14 protein-coding genes are annotated in these 21,107 nt (G+C 69.6%); 9 read left to right on the top strand and 5 right to left on the bottom strand.

Annotated elements, in window-relative coordinates:
• Nucleotides 1-74: 74 nt before the first annotated feature.
• Nucleotides 75-4,127, bottom strand: a complete 4,053-nt coding sequence (hrpA, locus tag FHT38_RS05370; protein WP_183490492.1) for an ATP-dependent RNA helicase HrpA — start codon at nucleotides 4,125-4,127, stop codon at nucleotides 75-77.
• Nucleotides 4,128-4,169: 42 nt separating this feature from the next.
• Nucleotides 4,170-4,580, bottom strand: a complete 411-nt coding sequence (locus FHT38_RS05365) for a VOC family protein (protein WP_183490489.1) — start codon at nucleotides 4,578-4,580, stop codon at nucleotides 4,170-4,172.
• A gap of 111 nt (nucleotides 4,581-4,691) precedes the next feature.
• Between FHT38_RS05365 and argA the strand changes: the two genes are divergently transcribed.
• The 8 genes from argA (at nucleotide 4,692) to hemH (ending at nucleotide 16,927) form a co-directional block, all read left to right on the top strand.
• A complete protein-coding gene (gene argA / locus FHT38_RS05360; protein ID WP_091723187.1) occupies nucleotides 4,692-6,032 on the top strand; it encodes an amino-acid N-acetyltransferase in 1,341 nt (446 codons plus the stop codon).
• Nucleotides 6,033-6,101: 69 nt separating this feature from the next.
• On the top strand, nucleotides 6,102-6,374 hold the full coding sequence (locus FHT38_RS05355; protein ID WP_091723184.1) for an oxidative damage protection protein: 273 nt from the start codon (nucleotides 6,102-6,104) through the stop codon (nucleotides 6,372-6,374).
• A 258-nt stretch (nucleotides 6,375-6,632) separates the two neighbouring features.
• Nucleotides 6,633-6,935, top strand: coding sequence for an H-NS family nucleoid-associated regulatory protein (locus FHT38_RS05350; RefSeq protein WP_091723182.1), 303 nt, complete (start codon nucleotides 6,633-6,635; stop codon nucleotides 6,933-6,935).
• 329 nt (nucleotides 6,936-7,264) lie between these two features.
• On the top strand, nucleotides 7,265-9,817 hold the full coding sequence (locus tag FHT38_RS05345; protein WP_183490486.1) for a bifunctional diguanylate cyclase/phosphodiesterase: 2,553 nt from the start codon (nucleotides 7,265-7,267) through the stop codon (nucleotides 9,815-9,817).
• A gap of 9 nt (nucleotides 9,818-9,826) precedes the next feature.
• The gene (gene dnaG, locus FHT38_RS05340; protein WP_183490483.1) at nucleotides 9,827-11,905 is read left to right on the top strand and encodes a DNA primase; all 2,079 of its coding nucleotides are present in this window, start codon (nucleotides 9,827-9,829) and stop codon (nucleotides 11,903-11,905) included.
• 431 nt (nucleotides 11,906-12,336) lie between these two features.
• Nucleotides 12,337-14,565, top strand: a complete 2,229-nt coding sequence (gene rpoD, locus FHT38_RS05335; protein WP_091723176.1) for an RNA polymerase sigma factor RpoD — start codon at nucleotides 12,337-12,339, stop codon at nucleotides 14,563-14,565.
• Nucleotides 14,566-14,833: 268 nt separating this feature from the next.
• Nucleotides 14,834-15,775, top strand: coding sequence for an adenylate/guanylate cyclase domain-containing protein (locus FHT38_RS05330; protein ID WP_091723173.1), 942 nt, complete (start codon nucleotides 14,834-14,836; stop codon nucleotides 15,773-15,775).
• A gap of 51 nt (nucleotides 15,776-15,826) precedes the next feature.
• Nucleotides 15,827-16,927 carry a ferrochelatase gene (hemH, locus tag FHT38_RS05325; RefSeq protein ID WP_091723171.1) on the top strand — a complete coding sequence of 367 codons (1,101 nt, stop codon included), beginning with the start codon at nucleotides 15,827-15,829 and terminating at the stop codon, nucleotides 16,925-16,927.
• Nucleotides 16,928-17,068: 141 nt separating this feature from the next.
• On the opposite strand, the gene FHT38_RS05320 is transcribed toward hemH, so the two are convergent.
• Genes FHT38_RS05320 through FHT38_RS05310 form a run of 3 tightly spaced genes read right to left on the bottom strand, consistent with a single transcriptional unit; the run spans nucleotide 17,069 to nucleotide 20,183 of the window.
• Nucleotides 17,069-18,589 (bottom strand): tripartite tricarboxylate transporter permease, encoded by a 1,521-nt coding sequence (locus FHT38_RS05320; RefSeq protein WP_091723168.1) that lies wholly within the window; start codon nucleotides 18,587-18,589, stop codon nucleotides 17,069-17,071.
• A gap of 18 nt (nucleotides 18,590-18,607) precedes the next feature.
• Complete coding sequence (locus tag FHT38_RS05315; protein ID WP_091723165.1) at nucleotides 18,608-19,198, bottom strand: tripartite tricarboxylate transporter TctB family protein; 591 nt, start codon at nucleotides 19,196-19,198, stop codon at nucleotides 18,608-18,610.
• A 16-nt stretch (nucleotides 19,199-19,214) separates the two neighbouring features.
• Nucleotides 19,215-20,183, bottom strand: coding sequence for a tripartite tricarboxylate transporter substrate binding protein (locus FHT38_RS05310; RefSeq protein WP_183490480.1), 969 nt, complete (start codon nucleotides 20,181-20,183; stop codon nucleotides 19,215-19,217).
• Between the two features lie 155 nt (nucleotides 20,184-20,338).
• Here FHT38_RS05310 and FHT38_RS05305 point away from each other — a divergent pair, with 155 nt between their 5' ends.
• On the top strand, nucleotides 20,339-21,031 hold the full coding sequence (locus FHT38_RS05305; protein ID WP_183490477.1) for a response regulator transcription factor: 693 nt from the start codon (nucleotides 20,339-20,341) through the stop codon (nucleotides 21,029-21,031).
• The last annotated feature ends 76 nt before the right edge of the window (nucleotides 21,032-21,107 follow it).

Raw genomic sequence — 21,107 nt, 5'->3', positions numbered from 1 at the left:
CACGGACCTTTTGTAGCTTGGATTGGACCGAAAACCCGATGTCCTCGCCTGGAGAAGTAGGGGCGATTCTCCGCTCAGTTTTGTAACTGGGACCACACCTTTTCCAGGCGCTTGACGCTCACCGGCTGCGGCGTTCTCAGTTCCTGTGCGAAAAGGCTCACCCGCAGCTCCTCCAGCTGCCACCTGAAATCGTCGATCCGGGCATCCGGCGTGCCCTTGAGTTCCGCCACGCGTCGCGACCAGCGCTGCTCCAGCGGCCGCAGCTCCGACAGCAGCTTGGCGTCGCGCGCCGCGTCCGCGCGCAGCTTGTCCAGGCGCAGCGTGATCGCCTTGAGGTAGCGCGGGAAGTGCTGCAGCTGGCTCCAGGGCGTCTGCAGCACGAAGCGCTTGGGCATCAGGCGCTGCAGCTGGGACTGGATGTCATCGACGACTTCCTTGGAGGCCGAGCGGGTGTCCTTGAGCTTGCGCAGCGCGCCCTGGTACTCGATCAGGACGTTGAACGCCAGCCGCGCCACTTCCTGAGCGATCAGGTTCAGGCGCGCGCGGCCTTCCTCGACGCGGGCCTTGAAGCTGAATTCATCGGTGGGGAGCGGGTCGGCGAGGAAGGCGCGGTCCAGGGCGACAGCGACGATCTGGTCCCGCAGCTCCTCGGCGGTGCCCAGGCTCATGTAGGCGACCGCCATCTGCGTCAGGTCGGGGATGTTCTTCTCGAGGTACTTCAGCGGCTCCTTGAGCTGCAGCGCGATCAGGCGGCGCAGGCCGGCGCGGTGCTTCGCGGCGGCGAGCTCGGGTTCGTCGAAGACCTCGATCTCGACGTGCGCGCCCTTGTCGATCAGCGCCGGGAAGCCGATCAGGGTCTGGGCGCCCTTGCGGATCTCCATCAACTCGGGGAGCTCGCCGAAGGTCCAGGCAGTGAAGGTTTTCGTCGCTTCAGCGGCGGGCTTGGGCGGCGGAGCCACCGTCGCCTTGATGCCGCGAGAGGGTTGGGCATCTGGGGAAGATGTGGGGCCTTCGGCGACCGCTGCCCTCACCCCTGCCCTCTCCCGCGAGCGGGAGAGGGAGTTCAGACCCGCGCCAGCGCCAGCGCCTGCGGCCGTGCCTGCGCCGGCGTCGGTGCGGGCATCGGCGCTGGTGGCGGCGTCGGTCGACGGGGTCGAGGATTGCAGCTTCAGCGCGGCGAGGGCCTGGAAGGCGGAGCGGGCCTGGCCGCCGAGTTCCGCCTTGAGCGTGGCCAGGTTGCGGCCCTGGCCAAGCTGGCGGCCGTGCTCGTCGACGACGCGCAGGTTCATGAACAGGTGAGCGGGCACCTGCTCGAGCTTGAAGTCGTTGCGCTGGACCGCCAGCTGCGTGCGCTCCTTCACCGCCTTGAGCAGCACCTCGACCAGGTTGCCCTGGGCGAAGGGATGCAGCTCGACGAACTCGGCGACGAACTCGGGCAGCGGCGTCAGCCGGGCGCGCGGCTTCTGGTGCAGGCTCTTGAGCAGCGCGGTGACCTTGGCCTCGAGCATGCCGGGCACCAGCCAATCGGCGCGCTCGTCGCTGACCTGGTTCAAGGCGTAGATCGGCACGGTGACGGTCAGGCCGTCGCGCGCGTCGCCGGGCTGATGCAGGTAGGTCGCCGTGCAATCGACGCCGCCCAGCCGGATCGTCTTCGGGAACGCATTGCTGGTGACGCCGGCGGCCTCGTGCCGCATCAGCTCGTCGCGGCTCAGGTGCAGCAGCTTGGGATCGGCCTTGCTGGCCTCGCGGTACCACTTCTCCAGCGTCGCGCCCGAGTACACGTCGGCCGGCAGCTGCTGGTCGTAGAAGGCAAAGATCAGCTCGTCGTCGACCAGCACGTCCTGCCGGCGCGACTTGTGCTCCAGCTCCTCGACCTTGGCGATCTGCTTCTGGTTGTGCGCCAGGAAGGGCAGCCGCGTTTCCCAGTCGCCATTGACCAGCGCCTCGCGGATGAAGATCTCGCGCGCGGCGGCGGCGTCGATGCGGCCGAAGTTCACCCGCTTGTTGTTGTAGAGGACGATGCCGTACAGCGTCGCGCGCTCCAGCGCCACGACCTCCGCAGCCTTCTTCTCCCAGTGCGGCTCCAGCAGCTGGGTCTTGATCAGGTGGCCGGCGATGCCCGGCAGCCATTGCGGCTCGATCGCCGCGATGCCGCGCCCGAACAGCCGCGTCGTATCGACCAGCTCCGCCGCGACGATCCAGCGGCCCGGCCTCTTGCTCAGGTGCGCGCCGGGATGGCGCCAGAACTTGATGCCGCGCGCGCCCAGGTACCAGTCGTCGTCATCGGCCTTGACGCCGATGTTGCCCAGCAGGCCCGCGAGCATCGACAGGTGGACCTGCTCGTAGGTCGCCGGCGCGCCGTTCAGGCGCCAGCCGTGCTCGGCCACCACGGTGTGCAGCTGCGAGTAGATGTCGCGCCACTCGCGCACGCGGCGCGGGCTGACGAAGTTGTCGCGCAGCAGCTGCTCCTGCTTGCGGACGGAGAGCTTGTGCTCCCCTTCCCCTCCCCGCGCGTCGCCGAGCCACTTCCACAGCTTCAGATAGCCCATGAACTCCGACTTCTCGTCGTCGAACTTCTTGTGCTTCTCGTCGGCCTGCTGCTGTTGCTCGGCCGGGCGGTCGCGCACATCCTGGCCGGACAGCGCGCTGGCGATGATCAGGATCTCGCTGAGCGCGTCGCGCTTGCGCGCCTCCAGGATCATGCGGCCCACGCGCGGGTCCAGCGGGAGCTTGGACAGCTCGTTGCCCATGGGCGTGAGCTCGTTGCGCTCGTCGACGGCGCCCAGCTCGTTGAGCAGTTGGTAGCCGTCGGCGATGGCCTTGCGCGGCGGCGGCTCGATGAAGGGGAAGTCCTCGACCTGGCCCAGATGCAGCGCCTTCATCCGCAGGATCACGCCGGCCAGCGAGCTGCGCAGGATTTCCGGATCGGTGAAGCGCGGCCGGCCGAGGAAGTCCTTCTCCTCGTAGAGCCGCACGCAGATGCCGTTGCTGACGCGGCCGCAGCGGCCGGCGCGCTGGTTGGCGGCGGCCTGGCTGATGTTCTCGATCTGCAGCTGCTCGACCTTGTTGCGGTAGCTGTAGCGCTTGACGCGCGCCAGGCCGGGATCGATCACGTAGCGGATGCCGGGCACGGTCAGCGAGGTCTCGGCGACGTTGGTCGCCAGCACGATGCGCGGCTGGCCATGCGGCTGGAAGACGCGGTTCTGCTCCTGCTCGGACAGACGCGCGAACAGCGGCAGCACCTCCACGCCGGGCGGGTGGTGCTTGCGCAGCGCCTCGGCGGCCTCGCGGATCTCGCGCTCGCCGGGCAGGAAGACCAGCACGTCACCGCGCCCTTCGCGCCAGAGCTCGTCGACCGCGTCGCAGATGGCGTCGTTGACGTCGTACTCGCGGGACTCCTCGAAGGGGCGGTAGCGCTGCTCGACCGGGAACAGCCGCCCCGAGACCATCAGCACCGGCGCGGGTCCCTTGGCCGACGCGAAGTGCTGCGCGAAGCGGTCCGCATCGATGGTCGCCGAGGTCACGATGACCTTCAGGTCGGGCCGGCGCGGCAGGATCTCGCGCAGGTAGCCGAGCAGGAAGTCGATGTTGAGGCTGCGTTCGTGGGCCTCGTCGATGATCAGCGTGTCGTAGGCCTGGAGCAGCGGATCGGTCTGGGTCTCGGCCAGCAGGATGCCGTCGGTCATCAGCTTGACCGAGGCGCCGGGCTGCAGCCGGTCCTGGAAGCGGACCTTGTAGCCGACCACGTCGCCCAGCGGCGACTTGAGCTCCTCGGCGATGCGCTTGGCGACGCTGGAGGCGGCGATGCGGCGCGGCTGCGTATGGCCGATCAGGCCGCCGCCGTTGCCGCGTCCGCGGCCCATGGCCAGCGCGATCTTGGGCAGCTGGGTGGTCTTGCCCGAGCCGGTCTCGCCGCAGACGATCACGACCTGGTGCTCGGCGAGCGCCCGCATGATCTCCTCGCGGCGGCCGGAGACGGGCAGCGATTCGGGGAACTCGATCGGCGGGATCGGGTTGGCGGGAGCGGGAGGCCGAGGAGCGGCCTGCTGGCGCGGGCGGCGCGGCGGACGCGGGGCGCGATCCGTCTTCGGAGCCGCCGGGGCGGGGGCGTTGGTGTTCTGACTCACGGGGCGCGGATTATCTCGCGCCCCGCAAGCGGGAGCCGGTCGTCAGGCTGGTGGCATCTCGGCGTAGGTGATCACGTTGATCACTGCCCCTTGCGGATCCTGGAGCGTCGCCATCCGTCCCACGGTGGGCACCTCCATGATCTCCATCAGCACCTTGGCCCCCATCGCCTTGGCCTGCGCGACCGTCTCGTCGACGTTGTCGACGGTCACGTACACGCCCCAGGCCGGCGGCATGCCCTGCTGCGGACAGGCCATCAACCCGCCGATCGCGTCGTCCCCGCCCTTGGCGGTCTTGATCAGGTAATACGGCGGCGCCTCCGCCGGCCCGCCGGGCATCGGCATCACGTCGATCTTCCAACCGAACAGCTTGCCGTAGAACTCCGAGGCCTTCTTCGGATCGGTGGTCAGCAGCTCCGACCAGCTGAAGGCGCCATGGGTCTTGAAGACTTCCATCGTCTCGCTCCGGGGGGTGTTGTGGAGGCGCCATGCTCCGCCGCCGGACGGTGTCCCGCAAGTGACCTTCCCGCCGCGTTGGGGGGACAGCCTGTTGCACAATCCGCGCCCATGAGCCTGGTCTTCCCCCATACCTTCGTGCCGTGGTTTCGCGCGGTGGCCCCTTATATCCATGCGTATCGCGGAGAAACCTTCGTCGTCGGGATGACCGGGGAAATGATCGCGGCCGGCAAGCTCAACAGCTTCGTCCAGGACCTGGCCATCATGCATGCGATGGGCATCAAGATCGTGCTGGTCCACGGATTCCGCCCGCAGGTCAACGAGCAGCTCGCGCTCAAGGGCCACCAGCCGCAATACAGCCACGGCATGCGCATCACCGACGGCATCGCGCTGGACAGCGCCCAGGAAGCCGCCGGCCAATTGCGCTTCGAAATCGAAGCCGCCTTTTCGCAAGGCCTGCCCAACACCCCGATGGCCAATTCCACGGTGCGCGTCGTATCGGGCAATTTCCTGACCGCGCGCCCCGTGGGCATCGTCGACGGCGTTGATTTCAAGCACTCCGGCATCGTGCGCCGCGTCGATGCCGCCGCGATCCAGCGCGCCATCGATATCGGCGCCATCGTGCTGATGTCGCCGTTCGGTTTCTCGCCCACTGGCGACGCCTTCAATCTGATGATGGAAGACGTCGCGACCGAAACCGCGATCGCGCTGCAGGCCGACAAGCTGCTGTTCATGACCGAGGTCGAGGGCGTGCGCGAAAACCCCGACGATCCGGAAAGCGCGATCGACACGGAACTCGCGCTGGCCGACGCCAAACGCCTGATCGCGAAACTGCCGCCGCCGACGCAGCCGACCGACGTCGGTTTCTACCTGAAGTACTGTGTGAAGGCTTGCGAATCGGGCGTCGAGCGCTCGCACATCCTGCCTTTCGCCGTCGACGGCGCGATCCTGCAGGAGGTCTATACCCACGACGGCATCGGCACGATGGTGGTCGACGAGAAACTCGAAAGCCTGCGGGAAGCGACCCACGACGATATCGGCAGCCTGATCGCGCTGATCGAACCGTTCGAGCGCGATGGCACGCTGGTCAAGCGCGAGCGCAGCGAAATCGAGCGCGACATCGAGTCCTATACCGTCATCGAGCACGACGGCGTGATATTCGGCTGCGCGGCGCTGCATCCCTACCAGGAAGCGCGCACCGCCGAAATGGCCGCCCTCACCGTGTCTAGCGCCGTGCAGGGCCAAGGCGATGGCGAGCGCATCCTCAAGCGCATCGAGCAGCGCGCCAAGGCGATGGGCCTGACCAGCATCTTCGTGCTGACCACGCGCACCATGCACTGGTTCATCAAGCGCGGATTCCAGCCGGTCGACCCGAACTGGCTGCCCGAGGAACGCAAGCGCAAATACAACTGGGACCGCCGCTCGCAGGTCCTGGTCAAGAAACTCAGCTGACCCGGCGCCGCCGGCGCAACCCGCCCGGCGACGTCCCTTCCCCCCACTTTCTGAACATCGAGGTTTGATATGGCCCGCACCGTGCAATGCGTTTATCTGAAGAAGGAAGCCGAAGGCATGGACTTTCCCGTCTATCCCGGCGAACTCGGCAAGCGCATCTATGAGAACGTCTCCAAGGAAGCCTGGGCGGCCTGGATGAAGCACCAGACCATGCTGGTCAACGAAAACCGCCTGAATCTGGCGGACCAACGCGCCCGCCAATACCTCGCGCGGCAGATGGAGCAGTTCTTCTTCGGCGGCGGCGCGGAACAACCCGCCGGATATGTGCCGCCGACGGCCTGATTTCCCCGCGGCGGTGCATCCCGGGATGCACCGCCACTCCCCGGTTTAGGGCATTTCCCGCCCACGCCCGAGGGACTCCCCTCCCCAATTCGTGCCACGGCCGACACGATTTTTGACAGACCGTCGCTGAAATCCCCAGGAAATGCGGAACAGCCCGAGAACCGGGCATTTACCCCCTTGCGGTGATACTCGATTCCCTGCCTATAATGCGGCAATCCCTTTCCGGGGAGCTGTTGAACTACGCGAGGAATTGCATAAATGGCATCGCTCAAAGACCTCCTGGCCCAGCGGGCCGCCCTCGAACAGCAAATCGCCGAAACCCAGGAACGTGAGCGTTCCGACGCGATCGCCAAGGTCAAGTCGCTGATGCAGGAATACGGCCTGTCGGTCGCCGACCTGACCGCGCGCGCGGCCAAGACCGGTACGGCGAAGTCGTCCAAGGTGGCGGCCAAGTACCGCAACCAGGCGACTGGCGAAACCTGGAGCGGCCGCGGCCTGCAACCCAAGTGGCTCAAGGCCGCGATCTCCGGCGGCGCCAAGCTGGAAGATTTCGTGATCTGACGCCGGCCATTTCAGGCCCCGCTTGAAAGCCACCTTCGGGTGGCTTTCTGCATTTCGGAGGCGCTTTCCCTGGCGCTTTCCCCGCCGCCCTTCCCCGGCATTCCCCCTTTTGCATTCCCCGGTCGCATTTCCCCCAGCGCCTTTCCGGCACCGTGGCCCAGCTCCGCGTCTTTTCGAGGCCAGGCACCCCCATTCCGGGGGGCGCACCCACCGCGGCAGGGAATGCGCTGACCGTCACCGACAAGGCCACGGCTAGCATCCCGCCCGATTCCGCGCGCGACCCGCGCGCGGCGCGCCCCTCCTGAGCCGCTGCCGCCTTGAAGTCCGACATGTCCGCCCACGCTGGCTGGGCGCTGCCCGCAGCGCCGCGCCGCCTGCCCGCGTCCGTCCCGACGGCGCTGCTGGTCGCCGCCACCCTGGCGCTGCTGCTGGCGGGCGCCTGGTGGCCCGCCTGGCGCGCGGTCGCCTGGTGGCTGTTGCCGCTGCTGGGACTGGGCGTCGTCCTGCAGGGCCGGATGGAACGTCGTCGCGCGCTCGACGAGCGCCGCGAATGGCGCACCAAGATCGACAGCGCCGGCCTGTCGCTGGCGCAATGGATCCCGGGCGGATCGATCGCCGCCTCGGCCGGTTGGGAGGCGCGCCTCGGACCGCCGGATCCGGCCGCGCCGCTGGCCTGGCTGGATCGGGTCCATGCGGTCGACCGGATGAAGCTCGAGGAGCTGCTGCCGGCGCTGCTGAAGGGCCCGGCGCTCGAGCGCGCCTCAGCCGGGCGCCCTGACGCCGCGGGCGCGGCCGATGCGCTGCACCATCCGCTGCGCCTGCCCGGCGACGACGGCGACTGGGTGTGGCACGAGCTGCGGCTGCGCGTCGTGCGCCGCGATCCGCGCGGCCACGCCCGGCGGGTGCTGGCCAGCCTGCAGGACATCCAGTGGCGCCGCACCGCCGAGGAACGCCAGCGCCTGAGCAGCGGCCTGTTCCAGCACCTGCACGAAGGCCTGGCGATCACCGACCTCGACCACCGGCTGCTCGACGCCAACCCGGCCTACTGGTCGCTGATGGGCGAGCTGCTCGAGGCCCCGACGGGGCTGGTCATCGAGGACGACGGCCCCTTGCCCGACACGGCCGAGGCGCTGCGCCGCCGGCTGCTGGGCCGGCCGGCGCTGCCGATGGAGGCGGCGCAGCTGCATCGCAGCGGCCACGACCTCGACGCGATCGCCGAGGCGCTGGCCGATCCCGCCGGCCACTGGCAGGGACTGGTGAAGGTCCGCGCCGCCGGCGGCCCGCCGCGCACGCTGCGGCTCACCGTGTCCTCGATCCCGGAGCCCGAGGGCCCGCCGCGCTACCGCGTGCTGGCGCTCAGCGACCTCACCCAGGACCTGCAGCGGCAGCAGGCGCTGGAGCGGATCGGCCGCTTCGACCTGCTGACCGGCCTGCCCAACGAGCAGGAGTTCCAGCGCCGCCTGCAGGCCGCGCTGCGGGCCAGTCGCGATGTCGGGCCCGGCTCGATGCTGTGCATCGCGCGGCTGGACCTGGATGGCTTCGCCGCGTTCAACCGCCGCCATGGCGCCGCGCGCGCGGACCAGGCGCTGCGCGAGCTCGCTCGTCGGCTGACGACGGCGCTGCGCCAGCAGCCGCAATGGTCCGACGAGGTGGCCCGGCTCGGCGGCGACGAGTTCGGCCTGCTGCTGCACGTGCAGAGCCCCGCGGAGGCGCAGTTGGCGCTGGAACGCCTCGTCCAGGTGGTGCGCCGGCCGATCGACGCATCGCCGGGCCACGCCCCGGCGGACGCCGCTTCGGTGGCCGAGGAGACGCCGACTTCGCCCATGGGCTTGGACAGGGACAGTGACGAGGACGGGGACGCCCGCGACGACGACATCTTCGGCAGCGCGGCGGGCACGCCCGGCGACGTGCTGCGGCTGAGCGCGAGCGTCGGCGCGACGCTGTACCCGCAGGATGGCGGCGAAGCCGAGACCCTGATGCGCCATGCCGCCCATGCGCTGTACCGCGTCAAGCGCAGCGGTCGCGACGGCGTGCAGTTCTTCGACGTCGAGAAGCGCCGCAGCCGCGAGGCGCAGGCCCAGGCCGCGCAGCGCGTGCAGCAGGCGCTGGAGGCCGGCGAACTGTGCCTCCACTACCAGCCCAAGCTGGACCTCGTCACCGGCGAGCTGCTGGGCGCCGAGGCGCTGCTGCGCTGGCATCACCCGCAGCGCGGGCTGCTGGCGCCGGCGGCCTTCCTGCCGTCGGTGGAGCGCAGCGGCATGGCCGCCGCGCTCGGGCACTGGGTGCTGGAACAGGCGCTCGCGCAATGCGGGCGCTGGCAGGCCGAAGGCCTCGAGCTCACGCTCAGCGTCAACATCAGCCCGCGTCACCTGGCGGCGCCGGATTTCCCGGCGCGGCTGGCCGCCCTGCTGGCCCGCCATCCGGAAGTCCCGCCGCAGCGGCTGGTGCTGGAGCTGCTCGAGTCCAGCGCGCTTGACGACGTCGTGCTGGCGCGCCGCCTGCTCACCGACTGCAAGCGCCTGGGCCTGTGGCTGGCGATGGACGACTTCGGCACCGGCTACGCGACGCTGTCGGTGCTCAAGCAGTTGCCGCTGGACCAGCTGAAGATCGACCGCTCCTTCGTCCAGACCATGCTGGTCGACCCGCAGGACCGGGCGCTGGTGCAGGGCGTGATCGCGCTGGCCGGGCAGTTCGGCTGCGAGCTCGTGGCCGAGGGCGTCGAATCGGCGGCGCATGCGCGGGCGCTGGTCGAGATGGGCTGCCGCGTCGGCCAGGGCAGCGGCCTGTGCGAGCCGCTGCCGCCGCAGGCGCTGCTGGACTGGGCGCGGCAGCGCGGCGCCGTCGCCCGCGGCCGCGAGAAGCCGCCGCAGGCCATCACTTAAACTCCTGCGGTGATCCCGCCCGGCTTTATTCAGGACCTCCTGGCCCGCGTCGACATCGTCGACATCGTGGGCCGCCATGTCGACCTCAAGAAGGCCGGCATCAACCACAAGGGCCTGTGCCCGTTCCACGGCGAGAAGACCCCGAGCTTCACCGTCAGCCCCTCGCGCCAGACCTTCCACTGCTTCGGCTGCGGCCAGCACGGCAACGCCGTCGGTTTCCTGATGGAGCACCTGGGCATCGGCTTCATCGACGCGGTCCGGGACCTGGCCCAGCAGGCCGGCATGCAGGTGCCCGAGGACGACCGCAGCCCCCAGCAGCGCGAGCAGGAAAAGGCGCAGAAGCAGCGCCAGGCCACGCTCACCGAGATCCTGGCCAAGGCCGGCCAGCACTACCGCCAGCAGCTCAAGGGCAACCCGCGCGCGATCGAGTACCTCAAGGGGCGCGGCCTCACCGGCCAGATCGCGCTGCAGTTCGGCCTGGGCTACGCGCCCGATGGATGGCGCTCGCTGGCCAGCGCCTTCCCGTCCTACGACGACCCGCTGCTGGTCGAGACCGGCCTGGTCATCCTCCAGGACGACCCCGGCAAGAGCGAGGCCGAACAGCGCCGCTACGACCGCTTCCGCGACCGGGTGATGTTCCCCATCCGCAACGTGCTGGGCGAGGTCATCGGCTTCGGCGGGCGCGTGCTCGACAAGGGCGAGCCCAAGTACCTGAATTCCCCGGAGACGCCGGTCTTCCACAAGGGCAAGGAGCTGTACGGCCTCTACGAGGCCCGGCCCGCGATGCGCCGGCGCGGTTATGCGCTGGTGGTCGAGGGCTACATGGACGTCGTGGCGCTGGCGCAGCACGGCTTCGGCAACGCGGTGGCGACGCTGGGCACAGCCTGCACGCAGGACCATGTGCAGAAGCTGTTCCGCTTCACCGAGTCGGTGGTGTTCAGCTTCGACGGCGACGCCGCCGGCCGACGCGCCGCGGGCCGGGCGCTCGAGGCCGCCCTGCCCCACGCCAACGAGACGCGGACGATCAAGTTCCTCTTCCTGCCGACCGAACACGACCCCGATTCCTATGTCCGGGAGTTGGGGGCGGACGCCTTCGAGCGCTGCATCGAGGGCGCCGTGCCGCTGTCGCGCCAGCTGATGGAAACCGCCGCCGACGGCTGCGACCTCGGCACGCCCGAGGGCCGCGCCAGGATGCTCAGCGTCGCCAAGCCGCTGTGGGCAGCGCTGCCCGAGGGGCTGCTCAAGCGCCAACTGCTGGGCGAGCTGGCACGGCGCGCACAGCTGCCGGACGCGGAACTGCAGGCGCTGTGGGCCAACGCGCTGCCGCCGGCCGTGCCGGGCACTCGTCCGCGCGCGGATCGGCCCGCCGCGGTGCCCGCGCCGAGACCGGCCGCGCGCGCGGTCGCCCCGTCGACGGACGGCGTCCACGAGGACCCGTATTTCGACATCCCCGCCTCAGCCTATGGCGACGAGGGCTCGCATGGGCCGGACGAGGTCCACATCCCGCACGATGTCGACGCGGGCGTCGCGTCCGGCGGACCGCCGCCGGGCCAGTCCCAGCGCAAGTGGGAACCCAAGGGCGACTTCAAGGGCAAGGGCGGCAAGGGCAAGTGGAGTGGCAAGGGCGAGTGGCGCAAGCGCGACCAGGACCCGACCATCGGCATGCCGCTGGAGCTGCCGCCAGCGCCGATGAACCTCGCGGTCCGGATGCTGCTGCTGCACGGCGAGCTCTGGCACCAGATCGGCGAACAGGACCTGCAGCTGCTGCATGAACTGCCCGGCGAACACGGGCAGCTGATCGCCTGGCTCGAGCGCTTCCTGGTCGACAACGGCCCGACGCCCTGGGCGGTGCTGCAGGTCGCGTTGCAGGAAGCGGACCTGATGGACCTCGCCCAGCGCGTCAGCGGCGGCCCGCTGACCGCCCCGCCCGGCGACGAACACCTCGAGGCGGAATTCCGCGAAACCCTGCGCAAGCTGTGGATCGGCAAGCTGCAGGCGGACGCCGACCGGATCGCCCGCAGCCCGCAGCCGGACATGGCGCGCTTCCAGTCGCTGCAGCGGCAGATCCGCGACCTGAAGGCGGTTTGAGGGCGGCTTGTGGGCGTTCGATGGGCGTTCCATGGGCGCTCTTCGGGGCGGTTGCATCCGCCTTTTTGACCAAACAACCGATTTCGCAGATAATCAAGGGTTTTCGCGCGTCAAGAGTGACCGCAGCGCCAACCGGTCCCCGGCCCCCCAGCTGACCCTGGGTTCATATTCAAAGTGGCCAACCTTTACCGCCTGGGCTGCAACTTCAACGGTTCACGCTAGCCTTCACGCGCCAAGCCTTGAATGGCGGTCGGGTCGTCCCGACCTGTCGTCCAGGGCACGAGTTCGAGCCGCCTGGGCTCGTCGCGCCGCATAGCCCGCAAGTGCCGGGAGTTTGTGGGCGCCGGCGACGCAGGTGGCCGTTTGCATTGCCTGCATCACCGCGAATTTCCCCGCATTCACCTACTGGCCCCGAGCCACCGAGGAACTGCATGACCGCCAAAAAGACCGCGTCCAAGGCCGCCGCCGCAGAAACCGAAGAAGTCAAGAAGCCGGCCGCGAAGGCCGCCGCCAAGACCACCAAGACCGCCACCGCTTCGGCCGATGACAAGCCCAAGCGCGGCCGCAAGCCCAAGGCCGAGACCGAGTCGAAGAAACCCGCCGGCAAGGCCAAGGTCGAGGAAGAGGACGAGGACTTCGGCGACGCGGACGCCGACGGCGAGGTCGAGGGCGACGGCGAGGCCGACGCGGAAGTCGAGACCGCCGAGGTCGAGGAACTGGGCGAGGACAAGCCCAAGGCCAAGCCGCTGCGCATGAAGGTCAGCCGCGCCAAGGAGCGCGCGCTGATGCGCGAGTTCGGCCTGGACGAGACCGCGCTGACCGAAGAGGAAGTCGCCAAGCGCCGCCAGGAGCTCAAGACCCTCATCAAGATGGGCAAGACGCGGGGTTTCCTGACGCATCAGGAAATCAACGACCACCTGCCCGAGAAGCTGATCAACGAGGAAATCCTCGAGGCGATCGTGTCGATGCTCAACGACATGGGCATCGCCGTGTACGAGCAGGCGCCCGACGCCGCCACGCTGCTGATCCAGGGCTCGACCTCCCCGACGGCCACCGAGGAGGAAGCGGAAGAAGCCGCGGAAGCCGCGCTGTCGACCGTCGACTCCGAATTCGGCCGCACGACCGACCCGGTGCGCATGTACATGCGCGAGATGGGCACCGTCGAGCTGCTGACCCGCGAGGGCGAGATCGAGATCGCCAAGCGCATCGAAGGCGGCCTGCAGGCCATGATGCTGGCCATCAGCGCCTCCCCGACGACCATCGCCGAGATCCTGGCCATGGCCGCCAAGATCCGCGCCGGCGAGATGCAGATCTCGGAAGCGGTGGACGGCTTTGTCTCCGATGACGAGGCGGACGACTACGTCGCCGAAGAGGACTTCGACGAGTTCGACGAAGAGGACGACGACGACGGCGCCGGCGGCTCCAAGGCCCTGACCAAGAAGCTGGAAGAGCTGAAGAACGCGGCGCTGGTGAAGCTGGACTCGCTCGCGTCCAACTTCGACAAGATGCGCAAGGCCTTCGAGAAGGACGGCTACAAGTCGGCCAACTACAACAAGGCCCAGGCGGCCATCAGCGCCGAGCTGATGACGATCCGCTTCACCGTCAAGACCATCGAGAAGCTGTGCGACATCCTGCGCTCGCAGGTCGACGACGTGCGCCGCTTCGAGCGCGAGATCCGCAAGATCGTCGTGGACAAGTGCGGCATGCCGCAGGACCACTTCATCAAGACCTTCCCGCCCAACGTGCTGAACCTGCAGTGGGCCGAGAAGGAAGTGGCCTCGGGCAAGCCGTACGCGAACATCATGTCGCGCAACCTGCCGGCCATCCAGGAGTTGCAGCAGAAGCTGATCGACATCCAGGGCAAGGCGGTGGTGCCGCTGGATGACCTCAAGGGCATCAACAAGCGGATGAACGAGGGCGAGAAGGCCTCGCGCGACGCGAAGAAGGAAATGATCGAGGCCAACCTGCGCCTGGTCATCTCGATCGCCAAGAAGTACACCAACCGCGGGCTGCAATTCCTGGACCTGATCCAGGAAGGCAACATCGGCCTGATGAAGGCGGTGGACAAGTTCGAATATCGCCGCGGCTACAAGTTCTCGACCTACGCGACGTGGTGGATCCGTCAGGCCATCACGCGCTCGATCGCAGACCAGGCCCGCACCATCCGCATCCCGGTTCACATGATCGAGACGATCAACAAGATGAACCGCATCTCGCGCCAGCATCTGCAGGAGTTCGGCTTCGAGCCGGACGCGCCGACGCTGGCCGAGAAGATGGAGATGCCGGAGGACAAGATCCGCAAGATCATGAAGATCGCCAAGGAGCCGATCTCCATGGAAACGCCGATCGGGGATGACGACGACAGCCACCTGGGCGACTTCATCGAGGACACCAACAACACCGCGCCGATCGAAGCCGCCATGCAGGCCGGCCTGCGCGAGGTGGTGAAGGACATCCTCGACAGCCTGACCCCGCGCGAAGCGAAGGTGCTGCGCATGCGCTTCGGCATCGAGATGAGCACGGACCACACGCTGGAGGAAGTCGGCAAGCAGTTCGACGTCACCCGCGAGCGCATCCGCCAGATCGAAGCCAAGGCGATCCGCAAGCTCAAGCATCCGAGCCGCTCGGACAAGCTGCGCACCTACCTGGACAACCTGTAAATCCCCCGCCCCTTCGGCGGCCAGACGGCCGTCGAACTTCGGGCATCGGGTTTGCCTCCTCGACCGGCCACCGTCTTCGGACGCTGGCCGGTTTTTTCATGACCAGGCGCTGTCGCCCCGGACGTGCTCCGGCATTCGCCCGCCCGTCGGGGGAGAGGTGTCGCACCCGGGCCGACAGGCCCCCGAGGCGAGGGCTAATCACCACGCGGCGCCGAGGGTGGCGCGGCTACACTGAGACTTCCTTCACACCTCAGCTCCAACAAGGCCGATGACCCAGATCCGCGAGCGCTCCGTCCTGTTTGCCGACCTGCGCGGCAGCACGGCGCTGTTCGAGACCCTGGGCAACGCGGAGGCCTCGGGGCTGGTGACGCAGACGGTCGCGCTGATCGGCCAGGCGGTCGACGAGAACCGCGGCGACATCATCAAGACCCTGGGCGACGGCCTGATGGCCGCCTTCGACAATCCGCGCGACGGCATCAAGGCCGCGATGCGGATGCAGGAGCTGCTGGTCAAGACCTCGGCCCGCAGCGAGCGGCTGCGCCACACCCACCTGCAGATCGCGCTGGCGCGCGGCGAGGTGGTCGAGATCCACGGCGACTGCTTCGGCGACGCGGTCAACGTCGCGGCCCGCTTGCTGGACCATGCCGGCGATGGCGAGACCGTCGTCACCGCCGAGGTGGTGCACGGCCTGACCAGCGCGCAGAAGTCGCGCTTCCGCAGCCTGGACCACATCAGCGTGCGCGGCCGCGCCGAGCCGGTCCACATCTACGTGCTGGACCAGGGCCGCGGCGACGCGGCGGCGACGCAATTCGGCGAGATCGTCCGCAGCGCCGCGCCCGAGGGCATCCGCCTGGTCTGGCAGGACCTGGACCGCGTCTTCGACATCGAGCAGATGCCCATCGTGCTGGGCCGCAGCACGCAGGCGACCTACTGCATCACCGACGTCCGCGTGAGCCGCTCGCATGCCCGCATCGACTGGCAAGGCAGCAGCTTCAGCCTCACCGACCTGAGCTACAACGGCACCTTCGTGCGCTTCGGCGCCGGCGGCCAGACGCTGAGCCTGCGCCGCGGCTCCTGCACGCTGCACGGCGCGGGCGCGATCGGCCTGGGCGGGCCGCCGTCCGAGACGCAGGCGCCGACCGTGCGCTTCGAGGTGCTGCACCTGGCCGAGGCCGCCTCGCCGATGCTGATGCGCCGCGGCGGCCTCTGAGCGCGCCGCGCGACCGCCCCGCCCTTCCCTGTCCTTCCTTCTCCTCGCCGGATGAGCTTCCGTCCCGAACCCGACCACGTCCATGGGCGCGCGCCGACGATCGGCGTGCTGCTGGTCAACCTGGGCACGCCCGACGCGCCCACGCCCGAGGCCACGCGCCGCTACCTGGCGCAGTTCCTGTCCGACCCGCGCGTCATCGAGATCCCGAGAGCCGCCTGGTGGCCGATCCTGCACGGCGTGATCCTGCGCACCCGGCCGGCCAAGTCGGCGAAGAAGTACGCCAGCATCTGGACCAAGGACGGCTCGCCGCTGCTGGTCTGGACGAAGAAGCAGGCCGCGCTGCTGCAGGGCCAGCTGGGCGAGCAGGGCCACCGCGTCAAGGTGCTGCCGGCGATGCGCTACGGCAACCCGTCGATCGCGTCGCAGCTCGACGCGCTGCGCGCCGAGGGCGCCACGCGGGTGCTGGTGCTGCCGGCCTATCCGCAGTACTCGGGCGCGACCACCGCCAGCGTCGTCGACGACGTGGCGCGCTGGTCGCTGGCGCATCGCCACCTGCCGGAGTTCCGCTTCGTCAACCGCTACCACGACGACCCGCGCTACATCGCCGCGCTGGCCGACAGCGTGCGCGCCCACTGGAAGGCCGAGGGCCGCGGCGAGCTGCTGCTGATGAGCTTCCACGGCATGCCCGCGCGCACGCTGGCGCTGGGCGACCCCTACCACTGCGAGTGCCTGAAGACCGGCCGCCTGCTGGCCGAGGCGCTGGGACTGTCCGACGCCCAGTACAAGGTGAGTTTCCAGAGTCGCTTCGGCAAGGCGCGCTGGCTGGAGCCCTACACCGAGCCCACGCTGCGCGAGCTGGCCGGGCGCGGGCTGAAGTCGGTCGACGTGGTCTGCCCCGGCTTCTCGGCGGACTGCATCGAGACGCTGGAAGAGATCGACATGGAAGCGCGCGAAGCCTTTCTGCACAGCGGCGGCCAGCGCTTCAGCTACATCCCCTGCCTGAACGATCGCCCGGCCCACATCCGCGCGCTCGCGGCGATCGCGACCCAGCACCTGCAGGGCTGGCCGACGACCGTCGTCCCCGACGAGGCGCAGGCCGCCGCCCTCGCCCGCCAGCGCCAGGCCGCCACGGCCGCCGGCGCCGCTCGCTGACGACGACGGCGCGCGGTCGCGCCTCTGCCACGAGGGCGGCATGCCGACGCCGTCCCATCGTGCGGCCGGCCGACAAGGTCCCGATGAAGCGCCAATGAAGAAGGGCCCCCGCGGGGGCCCTTCGCGCGTCTGGCGCGGCGCTCAGCCGAGCGCGGTCGCCGCCTGCTGACGCGCCTTGCGCGCACCCAGCCACTTCAGCGCGCGCGGCAGCAGCAGCACGATCACCACGACGGCCAGCAGCCCCGCCGACAGCGGGCGCTCGAAGAAGACGCCCCAGTGGCCGCCGCCGATGGCCACGCCGTTGCGCAGGTGCGCCTCGGCCAGCGGGCCCAGGATCATGCCGACGACCACCGGCGCGGTCGGGAAGTCGAAGCGCCGCATCACCACGCCCATCGCGCCGATGGCCAGCATCAGGTACAGGTCGAAGGCGCTCTGGCGCATGCCGTACACGCCCACGGTCGCGAAGATCAGGATGCCGGCGTACAGCGGCGCGCGCGGGATGCGCAGCAGCTTCACCCACAAGCCCACCAGCGGCAGGTTCAGCACCAGCAGCATCACGTTGCCGATGTACAGCGACGCGATCAGCGCCCACACCAGCGCCGACGAGGTGGTGAACAGCTGCGGCCCGGCCTGGATGCCGTAGTTCTGCAGCGCCGACAGCAGGATGGCCGCCGTCACCGAGGTCGGGATGCCCAGCGTCAGCAGCGGCACCAGCGTGCCGGTCACCGCCGCGTTGTTGGCCGCCTCGGGCCCGGCCACGCCTTCGATCGCGCCGGTGGTGCCGAACTCTTCCTTGTGCTTGGACAGCTTGCGCTCGGTCGCGTAGCTCAGGAAGGTCGGGATCTCGGTGCCGCCGGCCGGGATGACGCCGAACGGGAAACCCAGCCCGGTGCCGCGGATCCAGGCCGGGATCGAGCGCTTCCACTCCAGGCGCGTCATGTGCACGCGACCCATGGTGTTCATCATCAGGTTGCTGCGCCCCTCGTAGAGCGCGACGTAGAGCGTCTCGCCCACCGCGAACAGGCCGACCGCGACCAGCACCGTCTCGATGCCGTCCAGGAACTCGGGCACGCCGGCGGTGTAGCGGATCTGGCCGGTGATCTGGTCCTGGCCGACCAGGCCCATCGCCAGCCCGATGAACAGCGCCGTCATGCCGCGCAGCGTGCTCTGCCCCAGCACCGCGCTGACGGTGGTGAAGGCCAGCAGCATCAGGCAGAAGTACTCGGGCGGGCCCAGCGTCACGGCGAAGTCCGCCAGCACCGGCGCGAACAGCGTGACCAGCACGGTGGCGATGGTGCCGGCGAAGAACGAGCCGATCGCCGCGGTGGCCAGCGCCGCGCCGGCGCGGCCGTGGCGGGCCATCTTGAAGCCCTCCAGCGCGGTCACCATGGTGCCGGTCTCGCCGGGGGTGTTGAGCAGGATGGAGGTGGTCGAGCCGCCGTACATCGCGCCGTAGTAGATGCCGGCGAAGAAGATCATCGACGCGGTCGGGTCGACCTGCGCGGTGATGGGCAGCAGCATCGCCACGGTCACGGCCGGGCCGAGGCCGGGCAGCACGCCGATGGCGGTGCCCAGCGCGCAGCCGATGAAGGCCCACATCAGGTTCGCGCCCGAGGCGGCCGTGGCGAAGCCGCCCATCAGGTGGGTCCAGAGGTCTTGCATGTCAGGACTCCAGGAGGCTCAGAGCCAGCCGCCGGCGGTGAGGGCCGGCAGGTTGAGGGCGAGCAGCTTGTTGAAGAGCCAGAACACCGGCGCGGCGATCAGCAGCCCGGTGACGACGTCGATGAGGAGCTGGCGCGCGCCGCCGTGGCCCTTGCCCTCGGCGCGGCGCAGGCCGCGCACGGCCAGCACGAAGCACAGCGTGCAGGCGAGCACGAAGCCGATCGTGGTGATCAGCGCCGCGTTGGCGATGACCGCGCCGGCGACCCAGGCGGCCGACACCCAGTCGGCGCGCGGTGCGCCCGAGGGCGGCTCCATCTGGCGGAAGCCGCCGGTGCGGGACTCCCACACCAGCCAGGCGCCGCACACGATCAGCACCACCGCGACGAACCACGGCAGCGCGTTGGGACCGACGCCGCCGTAACCGGCGTCACCGGGGATGGCGGCGGCGCCGATGGCCATCACCGCGCCGACGACGACCGCGCCCACGCCGACCAGGGTCTGGTACAGCGGATGCGGGGTGGTGTCGACGACATCCGGCGCCGAGGGCGCCGCGCCGGGCACGGTGGCGGTCGGGTGGCCGGCCACGGCCTTGGAGGAGGAATCGGACATGGCGGGCCTCCCGGGATCAGACCATGCCGGACTTGTGCATGATCGCGCGCAGCGACGCGAACTCGGCGTCGACGAAGTCCTCGAAGGCCTTGCCGGTCAGCACGGCCGGCGTCCAGCCGTTCTTCTCCAGCGCCTCGGTCCAGGCCTTGGACTTGGTCGCCTTGACGACCATGTCGATCAGCACCTGACGCTGCTGCGGCGTGATGCCGGGCGCGCCGTAGACGCCGCGCCAGTTGCCGATCTCGACGTTGTAGCCGAGCTCCTTCATCGTCGGGATGTCCAGGCCCTTGATGCGCTGCGGCGCGGTGATGGCGATCGGGCGCATCTTGCCGCTCTCGATGTAGGGCTGGAACTCGCTGTAGCCGCTGCCGCCGATGGAGACGTTGCCGCCCAGGATCGCGGCCACCGCCTCGCCGCCGCCGCGGAAGGCGACGTAGTTGACCTTGGTCGCGTCGACGCCGACCTCGCGGGCCAGCATGGCTGCGGCGATGTGCTCGGTGGCGCCGCGCGAACCGCCGCCCCACTTCACCGAGCCGGGGTCCTTCTTCAGCGCCTCGACCACGTCCTTCATCGTCTTGAAGGGCGAGTTGGCCGGCAGCACGAAGACGTTGTATTCGCTGGTCAGGCGCGCGATCGGCGTGGCCTGCGTCAGCGTGACCGGCTGCTTGCTGGTGATCAGGCCGCCCAGCATCACGGCGCCCATGACCATCATCGCGTTCGGGTCGCCCTTGGCGGCGTTGACGAACTGCGCCAGGCCGATGGCGCCGGCGGCGCCGCCCTTGTTCTCGAAGGTCACCGCGCCGGCGGCGCCGGCGTCCTGCAGGGCCTTGCCCAGCGCGCGACCGGTGATGTCCCAGCCGCCGCCCGGGTTGGCGGGCACGAGGATCTTCAGCGCCGCGGCGGCCTGCGCGCCCAGCGGCAGCGCGCCCGTGGCGCCCAGCGCGGCGAAGGCGGCCGCGGACTTGAGGAACTGGTCTCGACGCATGCTCGTGTCTCCTTGGTTGTCGACGCCGGGGCAGAGCGCGCGCCCGATGTCGTTGTGCCGCGCATCGTGCACATGGCGGCTTTCATTCGGCTGTCGGGAAGCTCAGGGTTGACCCTGAGCGGCGGCCGCGCGGCCGCTGGCGGACACTGCCGATCATGAGGTTGCTTTTCGTCGAGGACAACGCCGCGCTGCAGACCACGGTGGCCCGCTCGTTCGAGCGCCGCGGCATCCAGGTGCTGGGCTTCTCCGAGGGCCGGCCGGCCCTGGAGCGCTGGCGCGCGCAGCCGCCGGACGTGGTGCTGCTGGACCTGTCGCTGCCCGACATCGACGGCCTGGAACTGCTCTCGGCCGCGCGCGCCGCGCAGCTGGCCACGCCGGTGATCATCCTGACCGCGCGCGGCACCGTGGGCGACCGCATCCTCGGCCTGAACCTGGGCGCCGACGACTACATGCCCAAGCCCTTCGACCTGGATGAACTCGAGGCCCGGGTGCGCGCCCTCGCCCGCCGCAGCCGCGGCGCGGGCGGTGCGCCGGCGATTGCGGGCGCGCACGACGACGAGGCCTTCTGCGGCCTGCGCGTGGACGCCGACAGCGGCGCGATCTACCACCTGGGCCTGCCGCTGGACCTGCCGCCGCGCGAGGCCGCGCTGCTGCGCGCGCTGCTGGCGCGACCGGGCCAGGCGGTGGCCAAGGAACGGCTCACCGAGATCGTCTTCGCCGACGACCTGGACGTGCAGCCCGATGCGGTCGAGGTCGTCGCCTACCGGCTGCGCAAGCGGCTGCCGGCTGACGGCGCCCGGCTGGTCACGCTGCGGGGACTGGGCTACCTGCTGAAGGCGCCCGACTGAACGGCGCGAGGTGCGGGGCGTAAGCGGCGTGACCGGCGTGAGCGGAGTGAGCGGAGTGAGCGGCATGGAGGTCAAG

The organism is Mitsuaria sp. BK041 (assembly GCF_014193085.1).
In the GTDB taxonomy this organism is placed as follows: domain Bacteria; phylum Pseudomonadota; class Gammaproteobacteria; order Burkholderiales; family Burkholderiaceae_C; genus Roseateles.
Note: the sequence above shows the minus strand (reverse complement) of the source record. Positions and strands in the feature narration are given on the sequence as shown.